Source organism: Komagataeibacter sp. NFXK3, from assembly GCF_054182245.1.
Window position 1 is genome coordinate 83731 of the sequence record NZ_JAPIVJ010000010.1, and the last position, 21316, is coordinate 105046.

The 21316-nt window shown below is 65.0% G+C and carries 18 protein-coding genes; 6 read left to right on the forward strand and 12 right to left on the reverse strand.

The window, feature by feature from the left end:
* Positions 1–8 precede the first annotated feature (8 nt).
* The 3 genes from moaD to OQZ28_RS12040 all read left to right on the forward strand — a co-directional run bounded on the left by moaD (position 9) and on the right by OQZ28_RS12040 (position 2889).
* Positions 9–263, forward strand: coding sequence for a molybdopterin converting factor subunit 1 (gene moaD / locus OQZ28_RS12030; RefSeq protein WP_130731744.1), 255 nt, complete (start codon positions 9–11; stop codon positions 261–263).
* 7 nt (positions 264–270) lie between these two features.
* Positions 271–756, forward strand: coding sequence for a molybdenum cofactor biosynthesis protein MoaE (locus tag OQZ28_RS12035; protein ID WP_458136279.1), 486 nt, complete (start codon positions 271–273; stop codon positions 754–756).
* 288 nt (positions 757–1044) lie between these two features.
* Positions 1045–2889, forward strand: a complete 1845-nt coding sequence (locus OQZ28_RS12040) for a ribonucleoside-diphosphate reductase subunit alpha (protein WP_458136280.1) — start codon at positions 1045–1047, stop codon at positions 2887–2889.
* Between the two features lie 114 nt (positions 2890–3003).
* Here the strand turns inward: OQZ28_RS12040 and OQZ28_RS12045 are convergent, their stop codons facing one another.
* Complete coding sequence (locus OQZ28_RS12045) at positions 3004–3753, reverse strand: tRNA1(Val) (adenine(37)-N6)-methyltransferase (RefSeq protein WP_458136281.1); 750 nt, start codon at positions 3751–3753, stop codon at positions 3004–3006.
* Positions 3754–3957: 204 nt separating this feature from the next.
* On the opposite strand from OQZ28_RS12045, the gene OQZ28_RS12050 reads away from it, so the two are divergent.
* Positions 3958–4962 carry a polyprenyl synthetase family protein gene (locus OQZ28_RS12050; RefSeq protein WP_130731748.1) on the forward strand — a complete coding sequence of 335 codons (1005 nt, stop codon included), beginning with the start codon at positions 3958–3960 and terminating at the stop codon, positions 4960–4962.
* 81 nt (positions 4963–5043) lie between these two features.
* Here OQZ28_RS12050 and OQZ28_RS12055 read toward each other — a convergent pair whose 3' ends face one another.
* Together OQZ28_RS12055 and OQZ28_RS12060 are read right to left on the reverse strand one after the other, a co-directional pair.
* The gene (locus tag OQZ28_RS12055) at positions 5044–5877 is read right to left on the reverse strand and encodes a glutamate racemase (RefSeq protein ID WP_458136295.1); all 834 of its coding nucleotides are present in this window, start codon (positions 5875–5877) and stop codon (positions 5044–5046) included.
* A gap of 15 nt (positions 5878–5892) precedes the next feature.
* Positions 5893–6654: an orotate phosphoribosyltransferase gene (locus OQZ28_RS12060; protein ID WP_458136282.1), complete on the reverse strand. Its 762-nt coding sequence runs from the start codon at positions 6652–6654 to the stop codon at positions 5893–5895.
* Positions 6655–6881: 227 nt separating this feature from the next.
* Between OQZ28_RS12060 and OQZ28_RS12065 the strand changes: the two genes are divergently transcribed.
* Complete coding sequence (locus OQZ28_RS12065) at positions 6882–7136, forward strand: hypothetical protein (RefSeq protein ID WP_082770746.1); 255 nt, start codon at positions 6882–6884, stop codon at positions 7134–7136.
* A gap of 916 nt (positions 7137–8052) precedes the next feature.
* Here the strand turns inward: OQZ28_RS12065 and gltA are convergent.
* The 4 genes from gltA to OQZ28_RS12085 all read right to left on the reverse strand — a co-directional run bounded on the left by gltA (position 8053) and on the right by OQZ28_RS12085 (position 11222).
* A complete protein-coding gene (gene gltA / locus OQZ28_RS12070; RefSeq protein WP_130731749.1) occupies positions 8053–9351 on the reverse strand; it encodes a citrate synthase in 1299 nt (432 codons plus the stop codon).
* A gap of 216 nt (positions 9352–9567) precedes the next feature.
* Positions 9568–10089, reverse strand: a complete 522-nt coding sequence (locus OQZ28_RS12075; RefSeq protein WP_130731750.1) for a SixA phosphatase family protein — start codon at positions 10087–10089, stop codon at positions 9568–9570.
* 8 nt (positions 10090–10097) lie between these two features.
* The gene (locus tag OQZ28_RS12080; RefSeq protein WP_078524201.1) at positions 10098–10415 is read right to left on the reverse strand and encodes a chorismate mutase; all 318 of its coding nucleotides are present in this window, start codon (positions 10413–10415) and stop codon (positions 10098–10100) included.
* A gap of 42 nt (positions 10416–10457) precedes the next feature.
* Entirely contained in the window at positions 10458–11222 is a 765-nt protein-coding gene (locus OQZ28_RS12085) for a metallophosphoesterase (RefSeq protein WP_458136296.1), read from the reverse strand.
* A 529-nt stretch (positions 11223–11751) separates the two neighbouring features.
* Between OQZ28_RS12085 and OQZ28_RS12090 the strand changes: the two genes are divergently transcribed.
* Positions 11752–13269 carry an acetyl-CoA hydrolase/transferase family protein gene (locus OQZ28_RS12090; protein WP_130731752.1) on the forward strand — a complete coding sequence of 506 codons (1518 nt, stop codon included), beginning with the start codon at positions 11752–11754 and terminating at the stop codon, positions 13267–13269.
* A 167-nt stretch (positions 13270–13436) separates the two neighbouring features.
* Here OQZ28_RS12090 and OQZ28_RS12095 read toward each other — a convergent pair whose 3' ends face one another.
* The 5 genes from OQZ28_RS12095 to OQZ28_RS12115 all read right to left on the reverse strand — a co-directional run bounded on the left by OQZ28_RS12095 (position 13437) and on the right by OQZ28_RS12115 (position 21252).
* Complete coding sequence (locus OQZ28_RS12095) at positions 13437–17972, reverse strand: AAA family ATPase (protein WP_458136283.1); 4536 nt, start codon at positions 17970–17972, stop codon at positions 13437–13439.
* Between the two features lie 2 nt (positions 17973–17974).
* Positions 17975–18598 carry a thioredoxin domain-containing protein gene (locus OQZ28_RS12100; protein ID WP_130731754.1) on the reverse strand — a complete coding sequence of 208 codons (624 nt, stop codon included), beginning with the start codon at positions 18596–18598 and terminating at the stop codon, positions 17975–17977.
* 131 nt (positions 18599–18729) lie between these two features.
* Positions 18730–19647, reverse strand: coding sequence for a hemolysin family protein (locus OQZ28_RS12105; protein ID WP_130731755.1), 918 nt, complete (start codon positions 19645–19647; stop codon positions 18730–18732).
* Positions 19644–20147, reverse strand: coding sequence for an rRNA maturation RNase YbeY (ybeY, locus tag OQZ28_RS12110; RefSeq protein ID WP_458136297.1), 504 nt, complete (start codon positions 20145–20147; stop codon positions 19644–19646). Before ybeY ends, OQZ28_RS12105 begins: the two co-directional genes overlap by 4 nt.
* Before the next feature lie 43 nt (positions 20148–20190).
* Positions 20191–21252 (reverse strand): PhoH family protein, encoded by a 1062-nt coding sequence (locus OQZ28_RS12115; RefSeq protein ID WP_130731772.1) that lies wholly within the window; start codon positions 21250–21252, stop codon positions 20191–20193.
* Between the last annotated feature and the right edge of the window lie 64 nt (positions 21253–21316).

A 21316-nucleotide genomic window follows, 5' to 3' on the forward strand; every position in this document is an offset into this window, starting at 1 on the left:
AGAGCGGAATGCTACGCATTCTTTATTTTGCATGGCTGCGCGACCGTCTTGGCCGCTCCGGCGAGACGCTGCCCCTGCCACAGGGCGCGCATTGCGTGCAGGACCTGATTGCAGCGCTAAACGCGCGTGGAGGAGAATATGCCGCCATCTTCGCCAGGCCCGAACTGATCCGCGTGGCGGTGAACCAGAGTTTCGCCACGATTGCCGCCCCTATTGCGGCGCATGACGAGATTGCCTTCTTCCCGCCGGTTACAGGGGGCTGAGACCACCATGCCGCGTGTCACGATCCGCGTTCAGGTCGAGGCGTTCGATAGCGCCCATGAAACCGCGCTGCTGCTGCGCGGGCATGAGGATGTGGGGGGAGTCGCAGCCTTTACCGGAATCGTGCGCGGCGGCGGCGGCCTAGTGGCGCTGGAACTCGAGCATTATCCCGGCATGACCGAATCCATGATGCGCCGCATAGCGGAATCGGCATGCGCGCGATTCGGACTGGCAGGCTGCACGGTCATCCACCGGGTTGGCAGGCTGGCGGTGGGCATGCCCATCGTGCTGGTGCTGTGCGCCTCTGCCCACAGGGGGGGCGCGCAGGAGGCCACCACCTTCATGATGGACTGGCTCAAGACCAGCGCGCCGTTCTGGAAACGCGAGGAATTTGCAGATGGGCGGAGCGCCTGGGTTGAAGCGCGCGCGCAGGATGAGGCGGCAAAGGCGCGCTGGGGCAGCCTTGCCGCGTGCGATGGCGGGAAGAAAAATTAAAAAAAATAATCTGCCGTCAACGCGCTTGACGTAAGCTCACCGCTGATTCGAGGCAACGCTCCCCATTTTCCCGGGCCACATTATCTAGTGCAAAGCGGCATGGAATAGTCCATATATAGGGGCATATCATAAAGACCCGTCCCACCACGCAGGCGCCCGAAAGGCCCTGCGTGTCTTGGCGCGGGCCGATTACGGAGAATGTAAATGGTCCTGGATGACATATCCGGCGGCATGGCCGATCGTTCTGCCAACTGGGATGGGACCGTTCAGGGAAAGGACAGTACGCCTATGGCTGAAACGTCTGACATGCTTGATAGCGTGGTCCAGCTTCCCGGCCATCATCCCGTGCGCGTGGACCACTCCCGCGATGCGCTGCTCACGGCGTTTGGCAAGGCAACGCTCAACAACCGCTACCTTTTGCCCGATGAGAGCTACCAGGACCTGTTTGGCCGCGTGGCCTCGTATTACGGGGCCAACCCCGCCCATGCCCAGCGGCTGTATGACTACATCTCGCGGCACTGGTTCATGCCGGCCACGCCGGTGCTTTCCAATGGTGGCACCTCGCGGGGGCTGCCCATCTCGTGCTTCCTCAACGAGGCCAATGACAGCCTGCGCGGCATCGTGGACCTGTGGAACGAGAATGTGTGGCTGGCCTCAAAGGGCGGCGGCATCGGTTCCTACTGGGGCAACCTGCGCTCGATTGGCGAGAACGTGGGCCGCAACGGCAAGACCTCGGGCGTCATTCCCTTCATCCGGGTCATGGACAGCCTGACCCTGGCCATCAGCCAGGGCTCGCTGCGGCGCGGCTCGGCGGCGGTGTACCTGCCGGTCTGGCACCCCGAGATCGAGGAATTCATCGAGCTGCGCCGCCCCACCGGCGGCGACCCCAACCGCAAGGCGCTCAACCTGCATCACGGCGTGCTGGTGTCGGACGCGTTCATGCGCGCGGTGGCCGATGATGATGAATGGGCGCTGCTTTCCCCCAAGGACAACACGGTCATCCGCAAGGTTTCGGCCCGCGCGTTGTGGATTCGCATCCTGACCGCGCGCATGGAGCAGGGTGAGCCGTACATCATCTATTCCGACCACGTGAACAACGCGCGCCCCGAACACCACAAGCTGGCGGGGCTTGAGGTCAAGACCTCGAACCTGTGCGCCGAGATCACGCTGCCCACCGGCATGGACCACCATGGCCGCGAGCGCACGGCGGTGTGCTGCCTGTCCTCGCTCAATCTCGAGACATGGGATGAGTGGAAGGATGATCCGCAGTTCATCGAGGATGTGATGCTGTTCCTCGACAACGTACTGCAGGACTTCATCGACCGCGCGCCCGATGACATGGAGCGCGCCCGCTACGCCGCCATGCGCGAGCGCTCGGTGGGGCTGGGCGTGATGGGGTTCCACTCCTTCCTGCAGGCCAAGAACGTGCCGTTCGAGAGCGTCGTGGCCAAGAGCTGGAACCGCAAGATCTTCCAGCACATCCGCGCGCAGGCCGATGCCGCCTCGCGCAAGCTGGCCGAAGAGCGCGGACCCTGCCCGGATGCGGCGGAATATGGCGTGATGGAGCGATTCTCGAACAAGATGGCGATTGCGCCCACGGCGTCGATCTCCATCATCGCGGGCAATGCCAGCCCCGGCATCGAGCCGATCGCGGCCAATGTGTTCCTGCAAAAGACGCTGTCCGGCTCGTTTACCGTGCGCAACCGCCACCTTGACAAGCTGCTGACCAGCAAGGGCCGGAACACCAGCGATGTCTGGTCGTCCATCACGCTCAACAAGGGCAGCGTGCAGCATCTCGACTTCCTGACCCAGCAGGAGAAGGACGTGTTCAAGACCGCGTTCGAACTCGACCAGCGCTGGGTAATCGAGCATGCGGCCGATCGCGCGCCGTTCATCTGCCAGGCGCAGTCGGTCAACATCTTCCTGCCTGCCAACGTGCACAAGCGCGACCTGCACCAGATTCATTACATGGCGTGGAAACGGGGGGTGAAATCGCTGTATTACTGCCGCTCGCTGTCGATCCAGCGCGCCGATGCGGTGAGCGATGGCCAGGAAAAGCGCGACGTACCGCCCAAGGATGCAGGCGGCCCCGCCACATCAGGCGACTACGAAGAATGCCTCGCCTGCCAGTAAGGTGAGGGGAAAAAGTTTTTGGTGAAGCTTTTTTCCAGAACGCTTCAGGAAATGCCGCCTTTTTGAAACAAGGCGGCGCCCGGAAGCTTTTGTTTTTCAGTCATATCGCTGTGCTCAAGGCATGAGCGGCATGCCCTGCTCCAGTATGGCGCGGGCCTGTGGCGTAAAGCGGCCATCCGCCTCATGCAGCACAAGGCCGGGCAGCATTTCGCTGCCTGCGCGTGAATTCGCCCGTCCCTGCACCAGCATGATGCGTGCGGCCTGCCCCGCGCGGGGCCAGAAGGGCAGCACCCTGATCCGGCCCAGCTGCGCGCCCTCCATGGCCGTGCAGCAGGCGGCCAGCAGGGTGGCGGGCAGGGCCAGCGTCAGCGTGCCGTGGTGGCGTAGCTGGGCGGCGAGCGCGCGCACCCAGCCGCCAAGCGCGCCGGTGGGCAGGCGGCGGGCAAGGTCGCGCTGGCTGTGGGGCGAGGCCGACGAGTCCTGCCCATGCCATGGCGGGTTGGCAAAGGCGTGGTCGATGCGGCGCAGGCCGGGGCCGGACAGCAGCGGGTCATCGGGCAGGGCAGGCAGGGTGGCATGGCGCACATGCAGCCCGTGGCGATGGTTGAGCATGAAGTTGTGCCGGGCCAGTGCCGCGGTGGCGCCATCATGCTCCAGCCCGATTCCGGTCAGCCGGGGCACCCGATTCGACAGGCAAAGCAGCCCGGCGCCCGCACCGCATCCGCCTTCCATGACGATCTGGCCGGGGCGCGCGGGCACGAAAGCGGCCATCAGAACAGGCTCAAGCCCGGTCCTGTTTCCGGTCGAAAACTGGCGATAGACCACCTTTCCGCCCAGCAGGTGGCCCGTGGTTACAGGGTCCATGCCCGAGGGGGGGAGAGGCAGGTCATGCGCTGCTCCGTGCCGTGTGCCTGTTTGCTCCGGCTTGACCGTTATTCCAGCGCCGCCCATATACTCATTCTATGTTCATACATTCGGAACCGGGAGAGTAACCTTTTGGCCCTAGCAGTTAGTCTGCCGGAATCCGACGAAACGGCAAGTCAGAAAGACGAAGGGGCTCGCCGCCCGATGGCAGATGGATCAGAAGTCGCCCTGCGCGATCTGGCGGAATATCTTGCGGATGACATGGCGGCGTGCAACCGCGCCATTGTCGAGCGGATGGACAGCCCGGTCGCCCTTATTCCCCAGCTTGCAGCCCACCTTGTGGCCGCCGGTGGCAAGCGGCTGCGCCCGCTGCTGACACTGGCCTCCGCCCGGCTGTGCGGCTACCAGCCCGATGCCACGCACCAGCGCCACGTGGCCCTGGCCGCCTGCGTGGAGTTCATCCACACGGCAACGCTGCTGCATGACGACGTGGTGGACGAAAGTTCGCTGCGCCGGGGCATGGCCAGCGCCAATGCGGTGTTTGGCAACAAGGCCTCGGTGCTGGTGGGGGACTTCCTGTTCGCCCGCTCGTTCCAGCTCATGACGGATGATGGCTCGCTCAAGGTCATGAATATCCTCTCATCCGCTTCCGCCACCATTGCGGAAGGGGAAGTGCTGCAGATGTCCACGCAGAATGACCTGTCCACACAGATTGATCAGTATCTGGAAGTGATTCATGGCAAAACTGCGGCATTGTTCGCCGCAGCCTGCCGCGTGGGCGCTGTCGTGGCCGACCGGGGCGAGGATGAGGAGCGCGCGCTCGAATCCTACGGCACCAATCTGGGCATGGCTTTCCAGCTGGTTGATGACGCGCTGGATTACGCCGCCGATCAGGCCCGACTGGGCAAGACGGTGGGGGATGACTTCCGTGAAGGCAAGATCACCCTGCCAGTGCTGGCGGCCTATGCCGCGGGCTCGGCGGAGGATCGTGCCTTCTGGCAGCGCGTGATCGAGGAAAGCGAGCAGAAGCCCGAGGATCTCGATCATGCCCTGCGCCTGATCGAACAGACCGGCGCTATCCGCACCACGCTTGAGCGTGCAACGGAATATGCCGATGCGGCGCGTGAGGCGCTGTCCATCTTCCCGCCCAGCCGCCTGCGCCAGATGCTGCAGGATACGGCGAGCTACACCGTCAACCGCCTGCGCTAGCAGGCGGGGCGGCCTGTCCTTTCTGGCCTCTGAAAATCAGAAAAAGCTTCAAGGAACGCTGCCTTTTGAAAAAAGGCGGTACTACCCTTTGTATGCAGCAGCCGGGCTGGCGTCGAACAGCTTTGGCGCATCCTGCCCATAGCCCAGCGCGGCCAGTCCCGGCCGCAGAGCCGCGAGGTCACGCGGCTGGGCGGTAAAGCAGAACTGGTCGGGCGGGGAAGAGGCGGGGCCGGTCGCGACAGGGCATGCGGCCAGCACGCGGGCGACCTGCCGGGCCACGGCGGGGGCGGGATCCAGCCAGGTGACATGCGGGGGGCCTGCGTCACGCATGGCATCAAGCAAAAAAGTATAATGTGTGCAGCCCAGACCCACCACGTCGATTGCACTGCCGCCGGGTTGCCCGAACAGGCCCGCGAGTTCCGCCCCGAGCAGGGTGGGGTCTGGCGGGGTGCCGCGAAAGGCGTTTTCCGCCATGTCCGCCAATCCGCGAGCGCCGTGGGCAAGCAGGGTGCAGTTGGGCGCAAAGCGGGCGCTGAGAGCCTTCAGGTAGGGCCTGCGCACGGTTGCCCGCGTGGCCAGTAGCCCGATCGTGCCGGTGCGGGTCTGGTCGGCAGCCCATTTTATGGGGGGCACGCAGCCCACGAAGGGCACGTCATAAGCCGCGCGCAGGCTCTCGAGTGCGAGCGTGCTGGCGGTGTTGCACGCTACCACCACCACGCTGGGCCGCAGGCGGGCAATGGCAGCGCCCACAAGGCGCACGATCCGCTCGCGCAGCACGGCATCGGGCTGTTCGCCGTAAGGGAATACGGCCGTGTCGGCCAGATAGTCGACCGGTATGCCGGGCAGGAGAGGGCGGAGCTGGGCTACGATTCCCAACCCGCCAATTCCCGAATCGAAGGCAAGAACACGCGGCATCATCTGGCCCGTGGGTCAGGCCCCGGAATCGCGTTTGGCCTTGAGCGCCAGTGCCTCTTCGGCACTGCCCACGCCGCCATGCTTGGCCGACCAGGCACACGGATCTTCAAGGAAACGACGCACCTCGGCGGCATCCTTTTCCGAGAAATAGGGCTTGCCCGCACAGGCCTCGAGCACATCCCACCAGGTGCACAGCGCATGCAGGCTGATATCCATGTCCGCCAGCGTACGATACGCGCCGGGGAAGACGCCATAGAAGAACACGACGAAGGTGTGGTCCACGATCGCGCCCGCCTTGCGCAGCGCGTTGGCGAACTGCACCTTCGATGAGCCATCGGTGGTCAGGTCTTCCACCAGCAGGGTGCGCATGCCCTCGGGCACGTCACCCTCGATCTGGGCATTGCGGCCAAAACCCTTGGGCTTTTTGCGCACATAGGCCATGGGCGCCATCATGCGGTCGGCAATCCAGGCGGCGAAGGGAATGCCCGCCGTCTCGCCGCCCACCACGGCGTCGATGCTTTCGTAGCCGACATGGCGGCCGATCTTTTCCACCGCCAGTTCCATGATCTTCTGGCGCGCGCGGGGGAAGAAGATGATGCGGCGGCAATCGATATAGACCGGCGATTTCCAGCCCGAGGTCAGGGTGTATGGATCATCGGGGCGGAAGTTGACGGCCTTGATTTCCAGCAGCAGGCGCGCGGTCATGAGTGCCGCATCGCGGTCCCATGCGGTTGTGCCTGTTGAAAGTCCTGCCCCATTCCCCGTGGCGTCGTGCATACCCTATCTCCGGCCAAATGAATTGCGTGTACTGAATGTCAGCACAGACGATTAACCGCAACAGGGCGGAAAATCCATCGGTGTCCGGGCCAATGGGGGCGGAATTGCCAAAAAAACGCCGCATCGGAAATATAACGTGACCCGATCAGCAGAGTGTGAGTGCTCGCGTACCTTGCCCCCACGGGGTATTCGCTCTAGTATCTCAATATTAATAATCATTCTCACTAGTGGATCATCGCATCGTGTCTGTTGAAAACAGTCGCATCGCCCGCAAATGCGAGCGTGCCGTAATCACCGCCTACCAGGAACTGCGTGGCGTCGGGACCAGCGATGTGTCGGCTTTCCATGCCTGCACGACCCTCTACCGCATCCACCACCCCGAATCCTCGCTCAACGAGGCGCGGCGCCTGGTATCGGAATGGATCGACCATCACGTGATCCAGAAGCGCCCTGGCCCGACTGCCGGGTGTGAGTGTGACTGATCCATCCGGGGAAGGGGATTCGTAAAAAAGCAGGGCCGACTGCGGATGCAGTCTGTCCGGTTTTCATGTCAGACGAGGAACTTTATCGAAGATGCCCGGCGTATTCCCCTCAAGACCGACCTGCCACAGGAACGGGCCATGCCGCCACGAAGGTGGATAATTCCAGCGATGCTGCAGGGTGACTGATGTGGTCTGGCCAGGCTGGGTCCCGACCTCCTTGACGACAATATTCTCGCGACCGATCTCTGTAGCCAGATGCCAGCAGGCAGGTGAGAGAACGTAAATGCTCCGTCCGCATCACGTGTCACGTGCTGGACGAATGACGCAACATTACCAGAAGCAGCCTTTGGCCCGGTCATCACGCCGTAACGGAACATATTGTCCACGACAGGATCAGATGCTAGTTTCCGTCTTCTTCAGTTTTATTTAAATCTGTTCTGATATACTTGCTGCGGCGGTATCATTCTTTCTTTATATATACGTAGCGGATTCTGTATTATTATAAATAACACAGATATAAATTATTTTTTTGGTCCTTTATTTTAATGGAATGAGCGATCCGTTTCGCAAGACCAGCACGTTATTCTGAATCTGTTGATGGAGATCTGACGTTCTTCGCGCAACCCGGCGCACCGTAGTGGATCAGCGGCGAGGACATGCATGGTCCCCTTGAACAGCGGCGCCATATCAACGCGTTTCCATACGGGGTATGAGGAACTGAATTGCGTAAAAATGGGGCATCGGGAAGCTGCTTGGCTAGCTTCCGGAAGTGTTTCAACGGATATTCCCGGTCCATTGGCATATGGTGACCGTCGAAACATGTTATGACAATAGCGGTCTAAATAACGAAAATTCCTGCAAAAACAGGATTGCCATGCCGGGTGGGGCACTCATCCACCCGGCACGGTTTTTTCAATCAGGCCCGCTTGTCAAACGGCACGAAATTGCGCTCGGGCGATCCGGTATAGAGCTGGCGGGGGCGGCCGATGCGCTGGCCGGGTTCCTCAATCATTTCCTTCCACTGGCTGATCCAGCCGGTGGTGCGGGCTACGGCAAACAGCACGGTGAACATGCTGGTGGGGATGCCCATGGCCTTGAGGATGATGCCGGAATAGAAATCGACATTGGGATACAGGCTGCGCTTGACGAAATATTCGTCATGGATCGCAATTTTCTCCAGTTCGATGGCCAGGTCGAGCAGCGGGTCATCCTTGATGCCAAGCTCGCCCAGCACCTCATGGCAGGTGGCCTGCATGATCTTGGCGCGCGGGTCGAAGTTCTTGTACACCCGGTGGCCAAAGCCCATCAGGCGCACGCCGCTGGTCTTGTCCTTCACCTTGGCGATGAATTCGGGGATGTTGTCCTTGTGGCCGATCTCGGCCAGCATTTTCAGCACCGCCTCGTTGGCCCCACCATGGGCGGGCCCCCAAAGTGCCGCGATGCCTGCGGAAATACATGCAAACGGATTGGCCCCCGTCGAGCCCGCAAGGCGCACGGTGGAGGTCGACGCATTCTGCTCATGGTCGGCATGCAGGATCAGGATGCGGTCCATGGCGCGTGCAAGCACCGGGTTGATCTTGTAGGGCTCGCTCGGCACCGCGAACATCATGGACAGGAAATTCTCGGCGTAGGACAGGTCATTGCGCGGGTAGATGAAGGTCTCGCCCTGCGTGTATTTGTAAGCCCAGGCCGCGATGGTCGGGATCTTGGCGATGATGCGCATGGCTGACTGGTAGCGCGTGGCAGCATTCGAGACATCAAGCCCTTCATGATAGAAGGACGACAGCGCGCCAACCGTGCCGCACAGGATGGCCATGGGGTGCGCATCGCGGCGGAAACCATTGAAGAAATTGCGGATCTGTTCATGCAGCAGCGTGTGGTGTTTGATGGAATTCACAAACCCGTCGTACTGCGCCTTGTCGGGCAGTTCACCGTTGAGCAGCAGGTAGGCCACTTCCATGAAGGTGGCCTGTTCGGCCAGCTGCGCGATGGGGTAGCCACGATGCAGCAGCACGCCCTTTTCACCATCGATGAAGGTGATCTTGCTGGAGCATGACGCGGTCTCGCCATAGCCGGGATCATAGGTGAATACGCCAGCCTGGGCAGGCAGCTTGCGGATGTCGACGACCTCCGGCCCCATCGTGCCGGACAGCATGGGCAGCGCAACATCCTTGCCGTTTAGCGAGATTGTGGCAGTTTTTCCGGACTCGCTCATCTACAACTCTCCTCCTGGGGGGCACGCCTGCGCTGGTGGGGCAGGGGGCCCATGTCTCCAACCTCCGGGCATTCTGCCGTTCATGCGGCAGTTTATGAACATGCCCAAATTATATGCCCGTGTGCCGCGGGGGGCGGCACCCATCGGGCCTCGGCTCTGACGATAGGAACGAAACCCCCGGCGTGGCAATCCATGCCCCCCTTTGCCGCAATGACATTATTGGCAAGACAGGGCGTTCAGGTCGATTTCACCATCGGTGGCGGAATTCCATGGTTTTTTGGCGGTAAAACAGGCGATCGAGGCCGGTGGAAAGCCGCGCTGCATGGCGCCTTCAAGGGCGGGCGGACAATGCCGGCCGCCCCAGCCAAACACCAGGGCGCCCAAGGCCGGATTGTGCCCTAATACCATGATATTGCTTACTTTATCGGAAATGCCATACAGCATCTCACGCACCGTTTCGGCCGTCGCCTCATACAGTTCGTTCACATATCGGATATCGGGTTCCTGATCGCCATAAAATGATCCCAGTGCGGCAAGCGTCTCGACCGTGCGCCGCGCGGGGCTGACCAGTATGAGCTGCGGGGCAAAGGCGCGCGCCCGCAGCCATGCCCCCTGGGCATGTGCGCTGTCGCGGCCATGTGGGGTGAGCGCGCGGTTGAAGTCGGCTTTGGCGCCCATGTCGCCAAATGCGGCGGGAGCGGCCTGGGCATGGCGCATGAGCACGAGCTGGCGGGGCATGACGGCGGTTACTGGCCTGTGCCCGCGGCAATGGCCTCATGGTGGCGGATGACCTCGCGGATGATGAAGGCCAGGAATTTTTCCGCAAAATCGGGGTCCAGATGGGCTGCGGTGGCCAGTTCGCGCAGCCGTGCCACCTGGCGTGCCTCACGCGCGGGGTCGGCGGGCGGCATGTCGTTGGCGGCCTTGAGCCTGCCCACCGCCTGCGTGTGGCGAAAGCGCTCGGCCAGCATGTAGATCAGGGCGGCATCGATATTGTCGATGCTGCAGCGCAGCTCTTCAAGTTTGAGCCGGGCTGCGTCCTGTCTGGCCTCGGTGGTGTTCATCGGTGTCCGCGCTCCTGCGATAAAAAAGGGATGAAAAAAGACTTACAGCACCGGCGGGAGGTCGATCCACGCCAGGTGCCCCCCCTTGCCAGCCCCGGTATCGGTAAAGATGGCCCGCCCGCCCATGCGGCCGTTGCGCACCCAGGGCCGCCCGTCAGTCGAGCGGCGGTCATGCCCGCAATAGACCGTATAGCCCGGCGGAATGTGATCGACCCAGTTCAGCCTGCGCTCGGGGTAGCCATCCTTCTGCATGCGGCCTGTCGTCTCGCCAAACAGGGCGCGTGACAGCAGGGGTGTTACCGTGCCCAGCCCCGGTGGCGGCAGTTCGCCCAGCATGCGGGCATGAAAGCCGCCATGCACGAATATGGAGTGCCCCAGCACGATCCACGCGGGCGCCTTGGCAAGGTCGGCCAGCGCGCGCTGGTACACGTCGCTGTTCTCCTCGCGCAGGAAGGCGGCCAGCGTTTCCATCAGCGGCGGGTCGCGGCGCATCTTGCGGCCCTGCAGTGCACGGGCCAGCTTGCGGTCATGGTTGCCCAGTATGAACAGGCCGCGCCCTTCATCGATCAGGCGGAACGCGCCCGCGCTGTCCGGTCCGTAATCCACCAGGTCGCCCAGCTGTATGACAAAGCGGTCGGTCGCGGCGGCATGGCGGAAGGCATGCAGGTCGCCGTGCACGTCGCCCACCACGCGCAGGGGGCGCCCCGCCAGCAGCCCTGCGAGCGGGTGCGTGGGCAGCGCGGGCGGGGCAGGGGGGGCTGCGTCTTCCCGCTCGGCGGCGGGCGGGAATGTGGCATCCCGTGCCATGACAGGCCGATGAGAGGGAAATCGACGTCTCAAGCGAAAATCCTCTCCTGTTGGTGGCCGGTCCGGGTTGTGCCCCTTGCTGGGTCTGGTCTCCTATTATTCACAAGATTGACCGCCATGCACTAGGGGGATGGGCAATAATGTATCCTTAATGACACAAACCGGTTGCATCCGGGTAACGATATTGTACAGGAAAAAACCGGAATATATTACCCCCGACACAGATCGGCAGAAGACATCGCGCCGCGGCCTGTGGCGTGCCTGATGGAGCAAACGTGAAACAGCCAACCGGAGTCAGGGCGCCGTGTCACACTCTTTTGTTGTGACGTAGCCTGCAGGACGGAGAACAGATGAAGACGTCATGCTGAAGTGAAACGCAGGGAGAAGCGCTCTGGTGCAAAGGGAATACCCGCACCACCGTTGCTGCCCCGGCAGATCGGCCCCGGCCAGGGCCGTGACGACGGCATACGACATATCCGGCGCGGTCTCGACCGGCCGGGCATAACGATAAGAGTTTGAGGGAAAGTTCATGATCGACCACACCCGAATCCGGAATGCGGCGCTCCGGGCCAAGATCACCACCGCCGAGCAGGCGGCCTCCCTTGTCCGCCCGGGCAGCACGGTGGGCACCAGTGGCTTTACCGGCGCCGGTTACCCCAAGGCCGTGCCGCAGGCGCTCGCGGCACTGATGGAGCGCGCGCATGCCGAGGGTAAGGAGCACCGCATCCGGCTGCTCACCGGCGCCTCGACCGGGCCGGAGCTTGACGGCGCACTCGCCAAGGTCAACGGCATCTCCTTCCGCATGCCCTATAATTCCGATCCCGGCCTGCGCGCGCGCATCAACAAGGGCGAGACGGAATATCTCGACATGCATCTCAGCCATGTCGCCCCCATGGCCTGGGCGGGCTTCTTTGGCACGATCGACACCGCCATCATCGAGGCCACCGCCATCCGTGAAGATGGCAGCATCGTGCCGTCCTCTTCCGTCGGCAATTCCAAGACATGGCTTGACACCGCCAAACAGGTGATCATCGAGGTCAACAGCTGGCAGGACGCGGCCCTCGAGGGCATGCACGACATCTGGTACGGTGCCGCCCTGCCGCCGCACCGCCAGCCCATTCCGCTGCTGCGCCCCGATGACCGCATCGGCGGCACCGCGCTCAAGGTCGATCCCGCCAAGATCGTGGCGATTGTCGAGACCAATGCGCCCGACCGCAACGCCCCGTTCTCCCCGCCGGACGAGACCGCGCGCGGCATTGCGGGCCACCTGATGGAATTCTTCCGCCATGAAGTGAAGATGGGCCGCCTGCCGCCCTCGCTGCTGCCGTTGCAGTCCGGCGTGGGCAACGTGGCCAACGCCGTGATGGGCGGCCTGGAGGAAGGTCCGTTCGATGACCTGACCGCCTACACGGAAGTGATTCAGGACGGCATGCTGGGCATGCTGGAAAGCGGCAAGATGCGGGTGGCCTCGGCCACGGCCTTCTCGCTCAGCCCGGAAGCCGCGGAATCGCTCAACAGCCGCATGCGCGAGTTCCAGAAAAAAATTATCCTGCGCCCACAGGATATCAGCAACCATCCCGGCCTGATCCGTCGCCTTGGCTGTATCGCCATGAACGGCCTGATCGAATCGGATATCTATGGCAACGTGAACTCGACCCAGATCATGGGCTCGAAGATCCAGAACGGCATTGGCGGCTCGGGTGATTTTGCCCGCAATGCCTATATCTCGGTATTCATGACGCCATCGACCGCCAAGGGCGGCAAGATTTCCGCCATCGTGCCCATGGCCTCGCACGTCGATCACATCACGCAGGATTCGCAGGTGCTCGTGACCGAACAGGGCCTGGCCGACCTGCGTGGCCTCTCGCCCAAGCAGCGCGCGGAAGTGATCATCGCCAACTGCGCCCACCCCGATTACCGCCCCATGCTGCAGGACTACTACAAGCGCGCCCGCGCGGGGTCGTTCGGCCAGCAGTCGCCGCACCTGCTGACCGAGGCGCTGTCATGGCACCAGCGCTTCATCGAGACTGGCAGCATGCTGCCGTAAGGGGCCAATCGGTAACTGACGGGATGCGGTCAGGTACCGCCCCCGTCGCACCATATATAGGCAGTCATTAAAGTTTTTGGGTGCCGCCTTTTTTCAAAAAGGCGGCGTTTTCTTTCGAAGCTTTTTGGAAAAAGCTTCACCAAAAACTTTCATTTCTTATCAATGCTTTATCTGGCGGGTTCGGCATCCACCATTTCGGTTGCGCGTTCGAGGTCAACCGACAGCACGCGGCTGACCCCGCGCTCCTGCATGGTCACGCCATACAGGCGGTCCATATGCGCCATGGTCAGCTGGTGGTGGGTCACGACAAGGAAGCGCGTGCCCGCTTCGGCCACCATGTCGGCCAGCAGGGCGCAGAAGCGGCCCACATTGGCATCATCGAGCGGGGCATCAACCTCATCGAGCACGCAGACCGGGGCGGGGTTGCAGCGGAATACCGCGAAGATGAGCGACAGCGCGGTCAGCGCCTGCTCGCCACCTGAAAGCAGCGAGAGTGTCGCCAGCTTCTTGCCCGGCGGCTGGGCATAGATTTCCAGCCCGGCCTGAAGCGGGTCGTCATTGCCCACCATGCCCAGATGCGCCCGCCCGCCATTGAACATGCGGGCGAACAGCGCCTGGAAATGCTGGTCGATCTGCGAGAACACGGCCATCAGCCGCTCGCGCCCCTCGCGGTTGAGCTGCCCGATCATGCCGCGCAGGCGGGCAATGGCCGATTGCAGCTCATCGCGCTCATGCAAGATCGTGTCGATCTTGCCCGATGCCTCCTGCGCCTCAAGTTCGGCCCGCAGGTTGACCGGGCCCAGTTCATCGCGCTGGCGGATCAGGCGGGCAACCTTGCGGCGCAGGCCGGTCTCGGCGTTCACGCTCAGGTCTGTGGGCACCACGCCCGCGGGCGGCGTCGAGTCCGCCTGCAACTGGGCCAGCAGCACCTGCGCCTGCTCGCGCCTGCCTTCGGCGCGGACCACAGCTTCACGCGCTGCGGTCAGCACCTCTTCCGCCGTGCGGCGGCCCTGCTGCACTTCCGCCATGCGGGTTTCGGCCTGTTGCAGTTCCACCATCGCCACGTCGTGGCTGGCTTCGTGCCGGGCCAGTTCGGTTGCGATTGCATCGCGCCGTTCGCGCACGGCAACGGGCTGGGGGGCGACGCGCTCATGCTCGGCCCGGGCATTGTGCAGGCGGGCCCCGGCGGCCTCGGCTTCGAGGCTTGCAGCCTCCACGCGGGCGGTCCACTGCGTCATGTCCTGTCCGGATGCCTCAAAGCGCTGGCGCAGGGTGGCATCTTCCGTATGCAGGCGGGCCAGGGCGTCGCGCTGTTCGGTTTCCTGCGCGCGCAGGCTTTCGGCCTGTTCACGCAGGCTGGCCAGCGCGTGTTCCAGCCCGCTTAGGTCAGGCAGGGCCTCAAGGCGGGCGCGGGCGGCGGCAACGGTGGCTTCGGCCTGGCGCAGGCCATCGGTCAGGTCAGCCATGCGGGCCTGCCGGGCTTCAAGCCGGGCGCCGGTCTCGCGCATTTTCTGCTCAAGGGCCGTGCGTGCGGCGCGGGCCTGCTCCAGCCGGGTCGTGGCCTTTTCCACTGCCATACGGGCCTGTTCCAGCGCTTCGCCTGCCTGTGTCGCGGCTGCGGTGGCCTGCCGGGCGGCATCCTCGGCTACAGCCGGGGCGGGCAGGGCGGCAAGCTGTTCGCGCCGGGTGGCCAACGCGGTGCTGGCGGTGTCTCGGTCGTTTTCCAGCCGGGCCTGTTCGGGCAGAAGGGCCTGCAGGCGTGTTTCCGCCTCGCCATGCCGGGTCGTGGCGGCCTGCAGGGCGCGGCGGGCCTGTTCCAGCGTAGTTTCAGCCTGCTGGCAGCGGGTACGGAGCGCCTTTTCGGCATCCTGTGCCTGCGTGGCAGCCTGCGTTGCCGCCTGCTGGGCGCGGGCCAGCTGCTCGAGGTCGGGCAGGCTGGCTTCCTGCGCTGCGGCGCGGGTGCAGGCGGCCTCGGTATCCGCCAGGGCGGCCTGGGCCGTGGCCTGCTGCACCGCGAGCGTATCGATCTGGGCCGAGACGGTGGCGTGCTGGCGTGAAAGTTCGGCCTCTGCCGTGCGGGCGGCTTCCAGTGCGTTCTCGGCGGCCATGCGGGCGTCGCGTGCGGTTGTCAGGGCCTGGCCTGCCTGCTGGCGGGTGGTTGTGGCGGCCTGTGCTGCCTGTTCCAGCGCCGGGAGCGTGGCGCGCAACTGCTCGCGTTCCGTGCGCAGGGCGCGCAGGCGGCCGAGCTGCTTGAGCCTCAGTGCCGCGCGGTCGGGCAGGTTGGGGGCCTGCGTGTAGCCATCCCACCGCCAGAGCGCGCCCTCGCGGGTGACAAGGCATTGCCCCGGGGTCAGGCTGGCCTGAAGGGGGGCGCCATCCATGCCATCGGGTAGCAGGCCTGCCGCACCCAGCGCGCGTGACAGGGCAGGCGGAGCCTCAAGCACGGCGGAAAGCGGTTCGATGCCCGCAGCCGGAAAGGGCGCGGGTGCGGCAGGCGGCAGGTCATGCCATGAGCGCGGGGCCACGCCCTTGACCACCGCCTCAAGCCCATCGGACAGCACCACGGCCAGCGCGGTTTCCAGCCCCGCGGGCACATGCAGGCTGTCCGCCAGCGTCGTGCCACGGGCGGGATCGGCCTGCGTCTCGCTATGCAGCGCACGGGCGAGGCCGTCAGCTTCCGCCTCGAGGCCCGACAGGCTGGCGCGGGCCCCGGCAAGGCGGCCGGCGCAGGCTTCATCTTCCCGTGTTGCGGCAACGGTGGCGGCCTCGGCTGTAGCCATGTGCTGGCGGGCGGCTTCCAGTGCTGCGGTCGCGGCCTCGCGTTTGGCCACGCGCGCCTGTAGCGCCTCATCGGGCACGGCCTGCGCGCGCAGGCGGGTCATGCTGGCGGCAAGTGTATCGACTTCGTCGCGCGCGCGCTTGTGGGCGGCCCGGGCAGCGCGCAGGGCTTCCTCGGTGGTGGCGCGGGTGGCGCGGGCTTCCTTCAGGCGGGCATTGGCCTGAATTTCAGCTTGTGTCGCCTGTGCGCGGGCGTCCTCTGCCGTGGCGCGTTCGGCGCGGAGGGTATCAAGGGCGGCCCGGGCCTCGGTTTCCGCCTGGGCCAGACGCGTGCGCTCGGCCTCGGGCACAAGGTCCGCGCGGGCGTTGCGCACATGGTTGCCCAGCGTTGCCACGTCGCGCTCAAGGGCTTCGAGCCTGCTGGTGGCCGTGGCGGCATCCTGCGTGGCCTGCGCATGCACGCGCAGGCTCTCGGTTGCGGCATTGCGGGCAAGGTCCGCCTGTAGCGTGGCGTCGGCATGGGCGCGGGTGGCGGCCTCGCGCGCGCTCAGGGCGTGGGTGGCCTGTGCCTCGGCCTGCGTGATCTGTCCGTCATGGTCGGCAATGGATTCGGCCGTTGGCATGTCGGCTTCAAGAGCCGCGATCTCGGTGGCGAGGGCCGCGTGCCGGGTGGCAAGGTGCTCATGCGCGGCGGTGGCCGTGGCAAGCCCTTCGCGGGCCTGCGTTGTCTGCAGTTCGGCCTCGCGCACGGTGGTGGTGGCTTCTTCCACGCGGGCCGCCATCCCGGTCATGGCCTGGGCCAGCGCGGTGCATTCGGCCTGCGTGGCCTCGCGCAGGGCAGGCAGGGCGGAAAGGCGTTCCGAGACCTGTGCCCGCTCGGCCTCAAGCTGCCCGAGCATGCGGGTGGCGTCATCACGCCGCGCAAGGGCCGCGGCCTGTACGCCCTCGCATTCGGCAAGGCGGGCCTGCGCCTGTTCCGCCGCGGCCTCGGCGCGGGCCAGTTCCTCGGCAATGGTTTCGGCGCGGACCTTGAAGCGTTCGAGTGCCGTGCGCCGCGTATCGAGTGCCTCGCGCAGGGCGGGCAGGGCCTTTGTTACTTCGTAATCGGTCAGGACGGCGGTCTCGGCCATTTCCTCCGCGGCCCTGAGGTCGGTGCGCGCGGCGAGCAGGGCGGCCTCGCCCTCGGCCACGCCGTTATGGGCGCGGGCATGCAGCAGCGCCAGCAGGGCGGTTTCGGAGTCGCGCAGGTCCTGCGAGAGTTCGCGGTAGCGCGAAGCCTGTTCGGACTGCTCGTGCAAATCACCAAGCCGGGATTCGAGTTGCAGGCGCAGATCTTCCGCGCGCGCGAGATTGGCCTCGGTCGCGCGCAGTTTCAGCTCGGCCTCGTGGCGGCGGCCATGCAGGCCGGTAATGCCGGCTGCTTCCTCCAGAATGGTGCGCCGTTCCTCAGGGCGGGCATTGACCAGCGCCGAGACGCGGCCCTGGCTGACCATGGCCGATGAACGCGCACCGGAGGCCAGATCGGCAAACAGGGTCTGCACGTCGCGCCCGCGCGTGGTGCGGCCATTGATGCGGTAGCCGCTGCCCGCCCCGCGCTCGGCCCGGCGGCAGACCTGAAGCTCCTCCTGCCCGGTAAAGGGGGCGGGGGCGATTTCGGCCGCCCCTTCCAGCGTAAGGGTTACTTCCGCCATGTTGCGGGCGGCGCGCGCGGTGGTGCCGGCGAAGATCAGGTCATCCATTTCGCCGCCGCGCAGGGCGCGGGCATTGGTTTCGCCCATGACCCAGCGCAGGGCCTCGACCACGTTGGACTTGCCGCACCCGTTGGGCCCGACAATGCCGGTCAGGCCAGGCAGGATCTCCACGGAGACCGGATCGGCGAAACTCTTGAAACCTGCGATGCGCAGCCGGACGAAACGGGCGGTCATGCTCAGCGGGCCGCCGCTTCAACCTTCTGGGCAAACTGCTCGTAGGTCAGTTCCTGCGCCACCTGTTCCTTGTCATTGAAGCGGAAGGTCGGCGTGCCGTCGATCTTGTACAGGGCCTGGGCGCGGTCTTCCTCATCCATGATGGCATGGCGCAGCTTGTCGTCATGGATGGTCTGCTGGAACAGGTCGGATGACATGCCGGCAAGGGCGGCCATTTTCTGGATCTCGGCCTCGGATTCCGCCGGTTCCTTGCCAAAGGCCCAGCGATCCTGGCTGGACAGCAGTGCGAGCACGAACGGCTCATAGCGCTCGGGGGCGAGCGTGCGCGCGACCATGCAGGCGGTCAGCGCCACCTGGTCAAGCGGGAAATCACGGAAAATGTAGTACACCTTATCCGTATCGATCAGCTTGCTGCGCACCTCGGGGAAGACTTCGGCGGCAAAACGCGCGCAATGCGTGCAGGTAAGCGAGAAGAATTCCTCCACATGCACCTTGGCCGCCGGGTTGCCCACGGCGCGGATGGACAGGCGCGGGTCCGCCGCCTGCGCCATGGCCCGGCCAGACAGCAGGCCGCCAGCCATGAGGGTGGGGGTTAAGGCAAGCAGGGTGCGGCGTGTGATGGGCATTACGGTCACTCTCCGGTGGGGACAGGGGTGGGGCATGGCCCCGGCGGGGATCAGTATTAGGGCCGTGCGGGGCGTGCGTAAATCCATCATGCCCTTATCGGATGGCGCGCCCGTTCTGGCGCGCCATCCGTTCAGGCCTGCTGCGGGGCTGCCTCACGGGGCGGCAGGCGCACGCGCACGTGGCGGATATGGCGGGCATCCGCATCAAGGATGCGGAACACCATGCCGCTTTCATGCGTCACGATCTCGCCGCGCGTGGGCACGTGGCCCGCAAGGCGGAACACCAGGCCGCCCACGGTCTCGATCTCGGCCTCGCGCTCCTCGCGCGTGAGTACGGGGCCGACTTTTTCCTCAAAGGCGGCAACAGGGGTGCGGGCATCGACATCAAGCGTGCCATCGGGCCGTTCGCGCATCATGCTCACGGTCGGTTCGTCATGCTCGTCGGAAATATCGCCCACGATGGTCTCGATCAGGTCCTCGATGGTGACGAGGCCATCGATCCCGCCATACTCGTCGATCACGAGGGCAAGATGCACATGCCGCACCCGCATCTGCAAAAGCAGGTCGAGCACGGGCAGCTGCGGGGCCACCATGAGCGGCTGGCGCAGCAGGGGCTCCATGCGGAAGGCTTCCGATGTGCCGACATAGGCAATCAGGTCCTTCACATGGATCATGCCCACGATGTCATCCAGCTGGTCGCGATAGACCGGCATGCGGGAATGGTTTTCCCGCCGCATCATGGCCAGCGCCTCGTCGAGGCTGATATCGACGGGCATCGCCACGATGTCGGCGCGCGGGATCATCACGTCATCGGCCGTGATGCCACGCAGGCGCAGCACGTTGGCCAGGAGCGCGCGCTCCTGCCGGTCGAGTTCGGAGGCGTGGGGATTGGCGTCATCCCCCGCCGCGTCATCGGCTTCCTTGACCAGCGCGGCAATGGAATGGCGCAGCCCCGGCTCAGCGCGCCTGCGGCTGAACAGCGACAGAAATCCCTTGCCGCGCGAGCCGGACGGAGGCTCCTCGTTGGCATCGGTGCCGGGGCGGCTCATGAGCGTGCCCCCCGCATTACCATGCGGCCCGGCTTCCACGGGTTGGCAACGCCAAGGCCGGACAGGATGCGGGCCTCGCGCATTTCCATCTCGCGGGCCTCGCCGGGGTGGTGGTGGTCATACTGGGCCAGGTGCAGCACGCCATGCACAACCAGATGCGCCAGATGGGCCGCCATGTCGCGTCCTGCCGCCTGCGCCTCACGCGCCACGGTCTCGAAGGCGATGATGATGTCACCCCCCCATACGCCGCCTGCCGCGGGGTATTCGAATGTGAGGACATTGGTGGGCTTGTTGCGCCCGCGATGCCGCCAGTTCATGCGGGCCACCGTGCGGTCATCGGCCAGCACCACCGTGACCGGGCCGTGGCAGCCCGTGGCCGCGAGGGCGGCGCCTGCCGCGCGCTCAACCACGCGGGCAGGGTGGCGGACGGCGCGGTTCCAGCGCCTGTCCGCCACCGTGACATCGGGGGCATCGCGCCCGGCCTTCAGGTCAGGCTGCATGGCCTGGCCTGCTGCGACCCCGCCCTTGTGGGCAGGGCCTGTGCTACTTCGAGGTTTCATCGTTCTCCTGCTGCGACCGGGCGCGGTGGGGGCGGCGTTCGGCCCCGGCACGCTGGTCGTATGCCTCCACTATACGCGCCACCAGCGGGTGGCGCACCACGTCACGCGATTCAAATCGCATCATGCCGATCCCGGGCAGGCCGTCGAGGGTATCGACCGCCTCCCGCAGGCCGGATGTCACGCCACGCGGCAGGTCAACCTGGCTCAGGTCGCCGGTAATGACCATGCGCGTGCCTTCACCCATGCGGGTGAGGAACATCTTCATCTGGGCGGGGGTCGTGTTCTGCGCCTCGTCCAGAATGACAAAACAGTGCGCCAGCGTGCGCCCACGCATGAAGGCCAGCGGCGCCACCTCGATCTCGCCCGTGCCCATGCGCCGGATCACCTGATCGCCCGGCATCATGTCATGCAGGGCGTCATAGAGGGGGCGGAGGTAGGGGTCGATTTTTTCCTTCAGGTCGCCGGGCAAAAAGCCCAGCCGCTCGCCGGCTTCCACCGCAGGGCGCGACAGCACGATGCGGTCGACCTGGCCTGCCTGCAGCATGGCGACCGCCTGGGCTACGGCAAGGTAGGTCTTGCCGGTGCCGGCCGGCCCGAGGCCGAACACCATTTCCTGCCGGGCCAGCATGGCCATGTATTCCGCCTGGCCAACCGAGCGCGGGGCCACGGGGCCGCGCCGGGTCATGATGGTGGGCAGGTCGGCCAGCGTGGGGGCCGGCGCGGGCATGGCGGCGCGGGTTTCGGGCATGGGGGGCAGTCCTCCCGTAACGGGGCGTGGCGCAGGCGCGGAAAAGGCATGGGCGGCCAGCCGGATGGCGGTATCGACGGTGGCGGTATCGACTGCCTGCCCCGCCGTTGCGCGGCGGTAGAGTTCGGTCAGCGTGGCCTGTGTCAGTTCTACCCGCCGGGCCGCACCCGAAATGGCGATGCGGTTGCCCCGGCACGCCAGCCGGACATCAAATCCACGTTCAAGATGCAGCAGGTGGCGGTCATGGTCACCCACAAGCTGTGCGAGCAGCACGTTATCTTCAAACTGCATGGTCACGGTGCGGTCATTGGCCGCGGCCGTGCCACCGGGGGTACGCCGCCCGCCGCTGCGACGGGGGGCG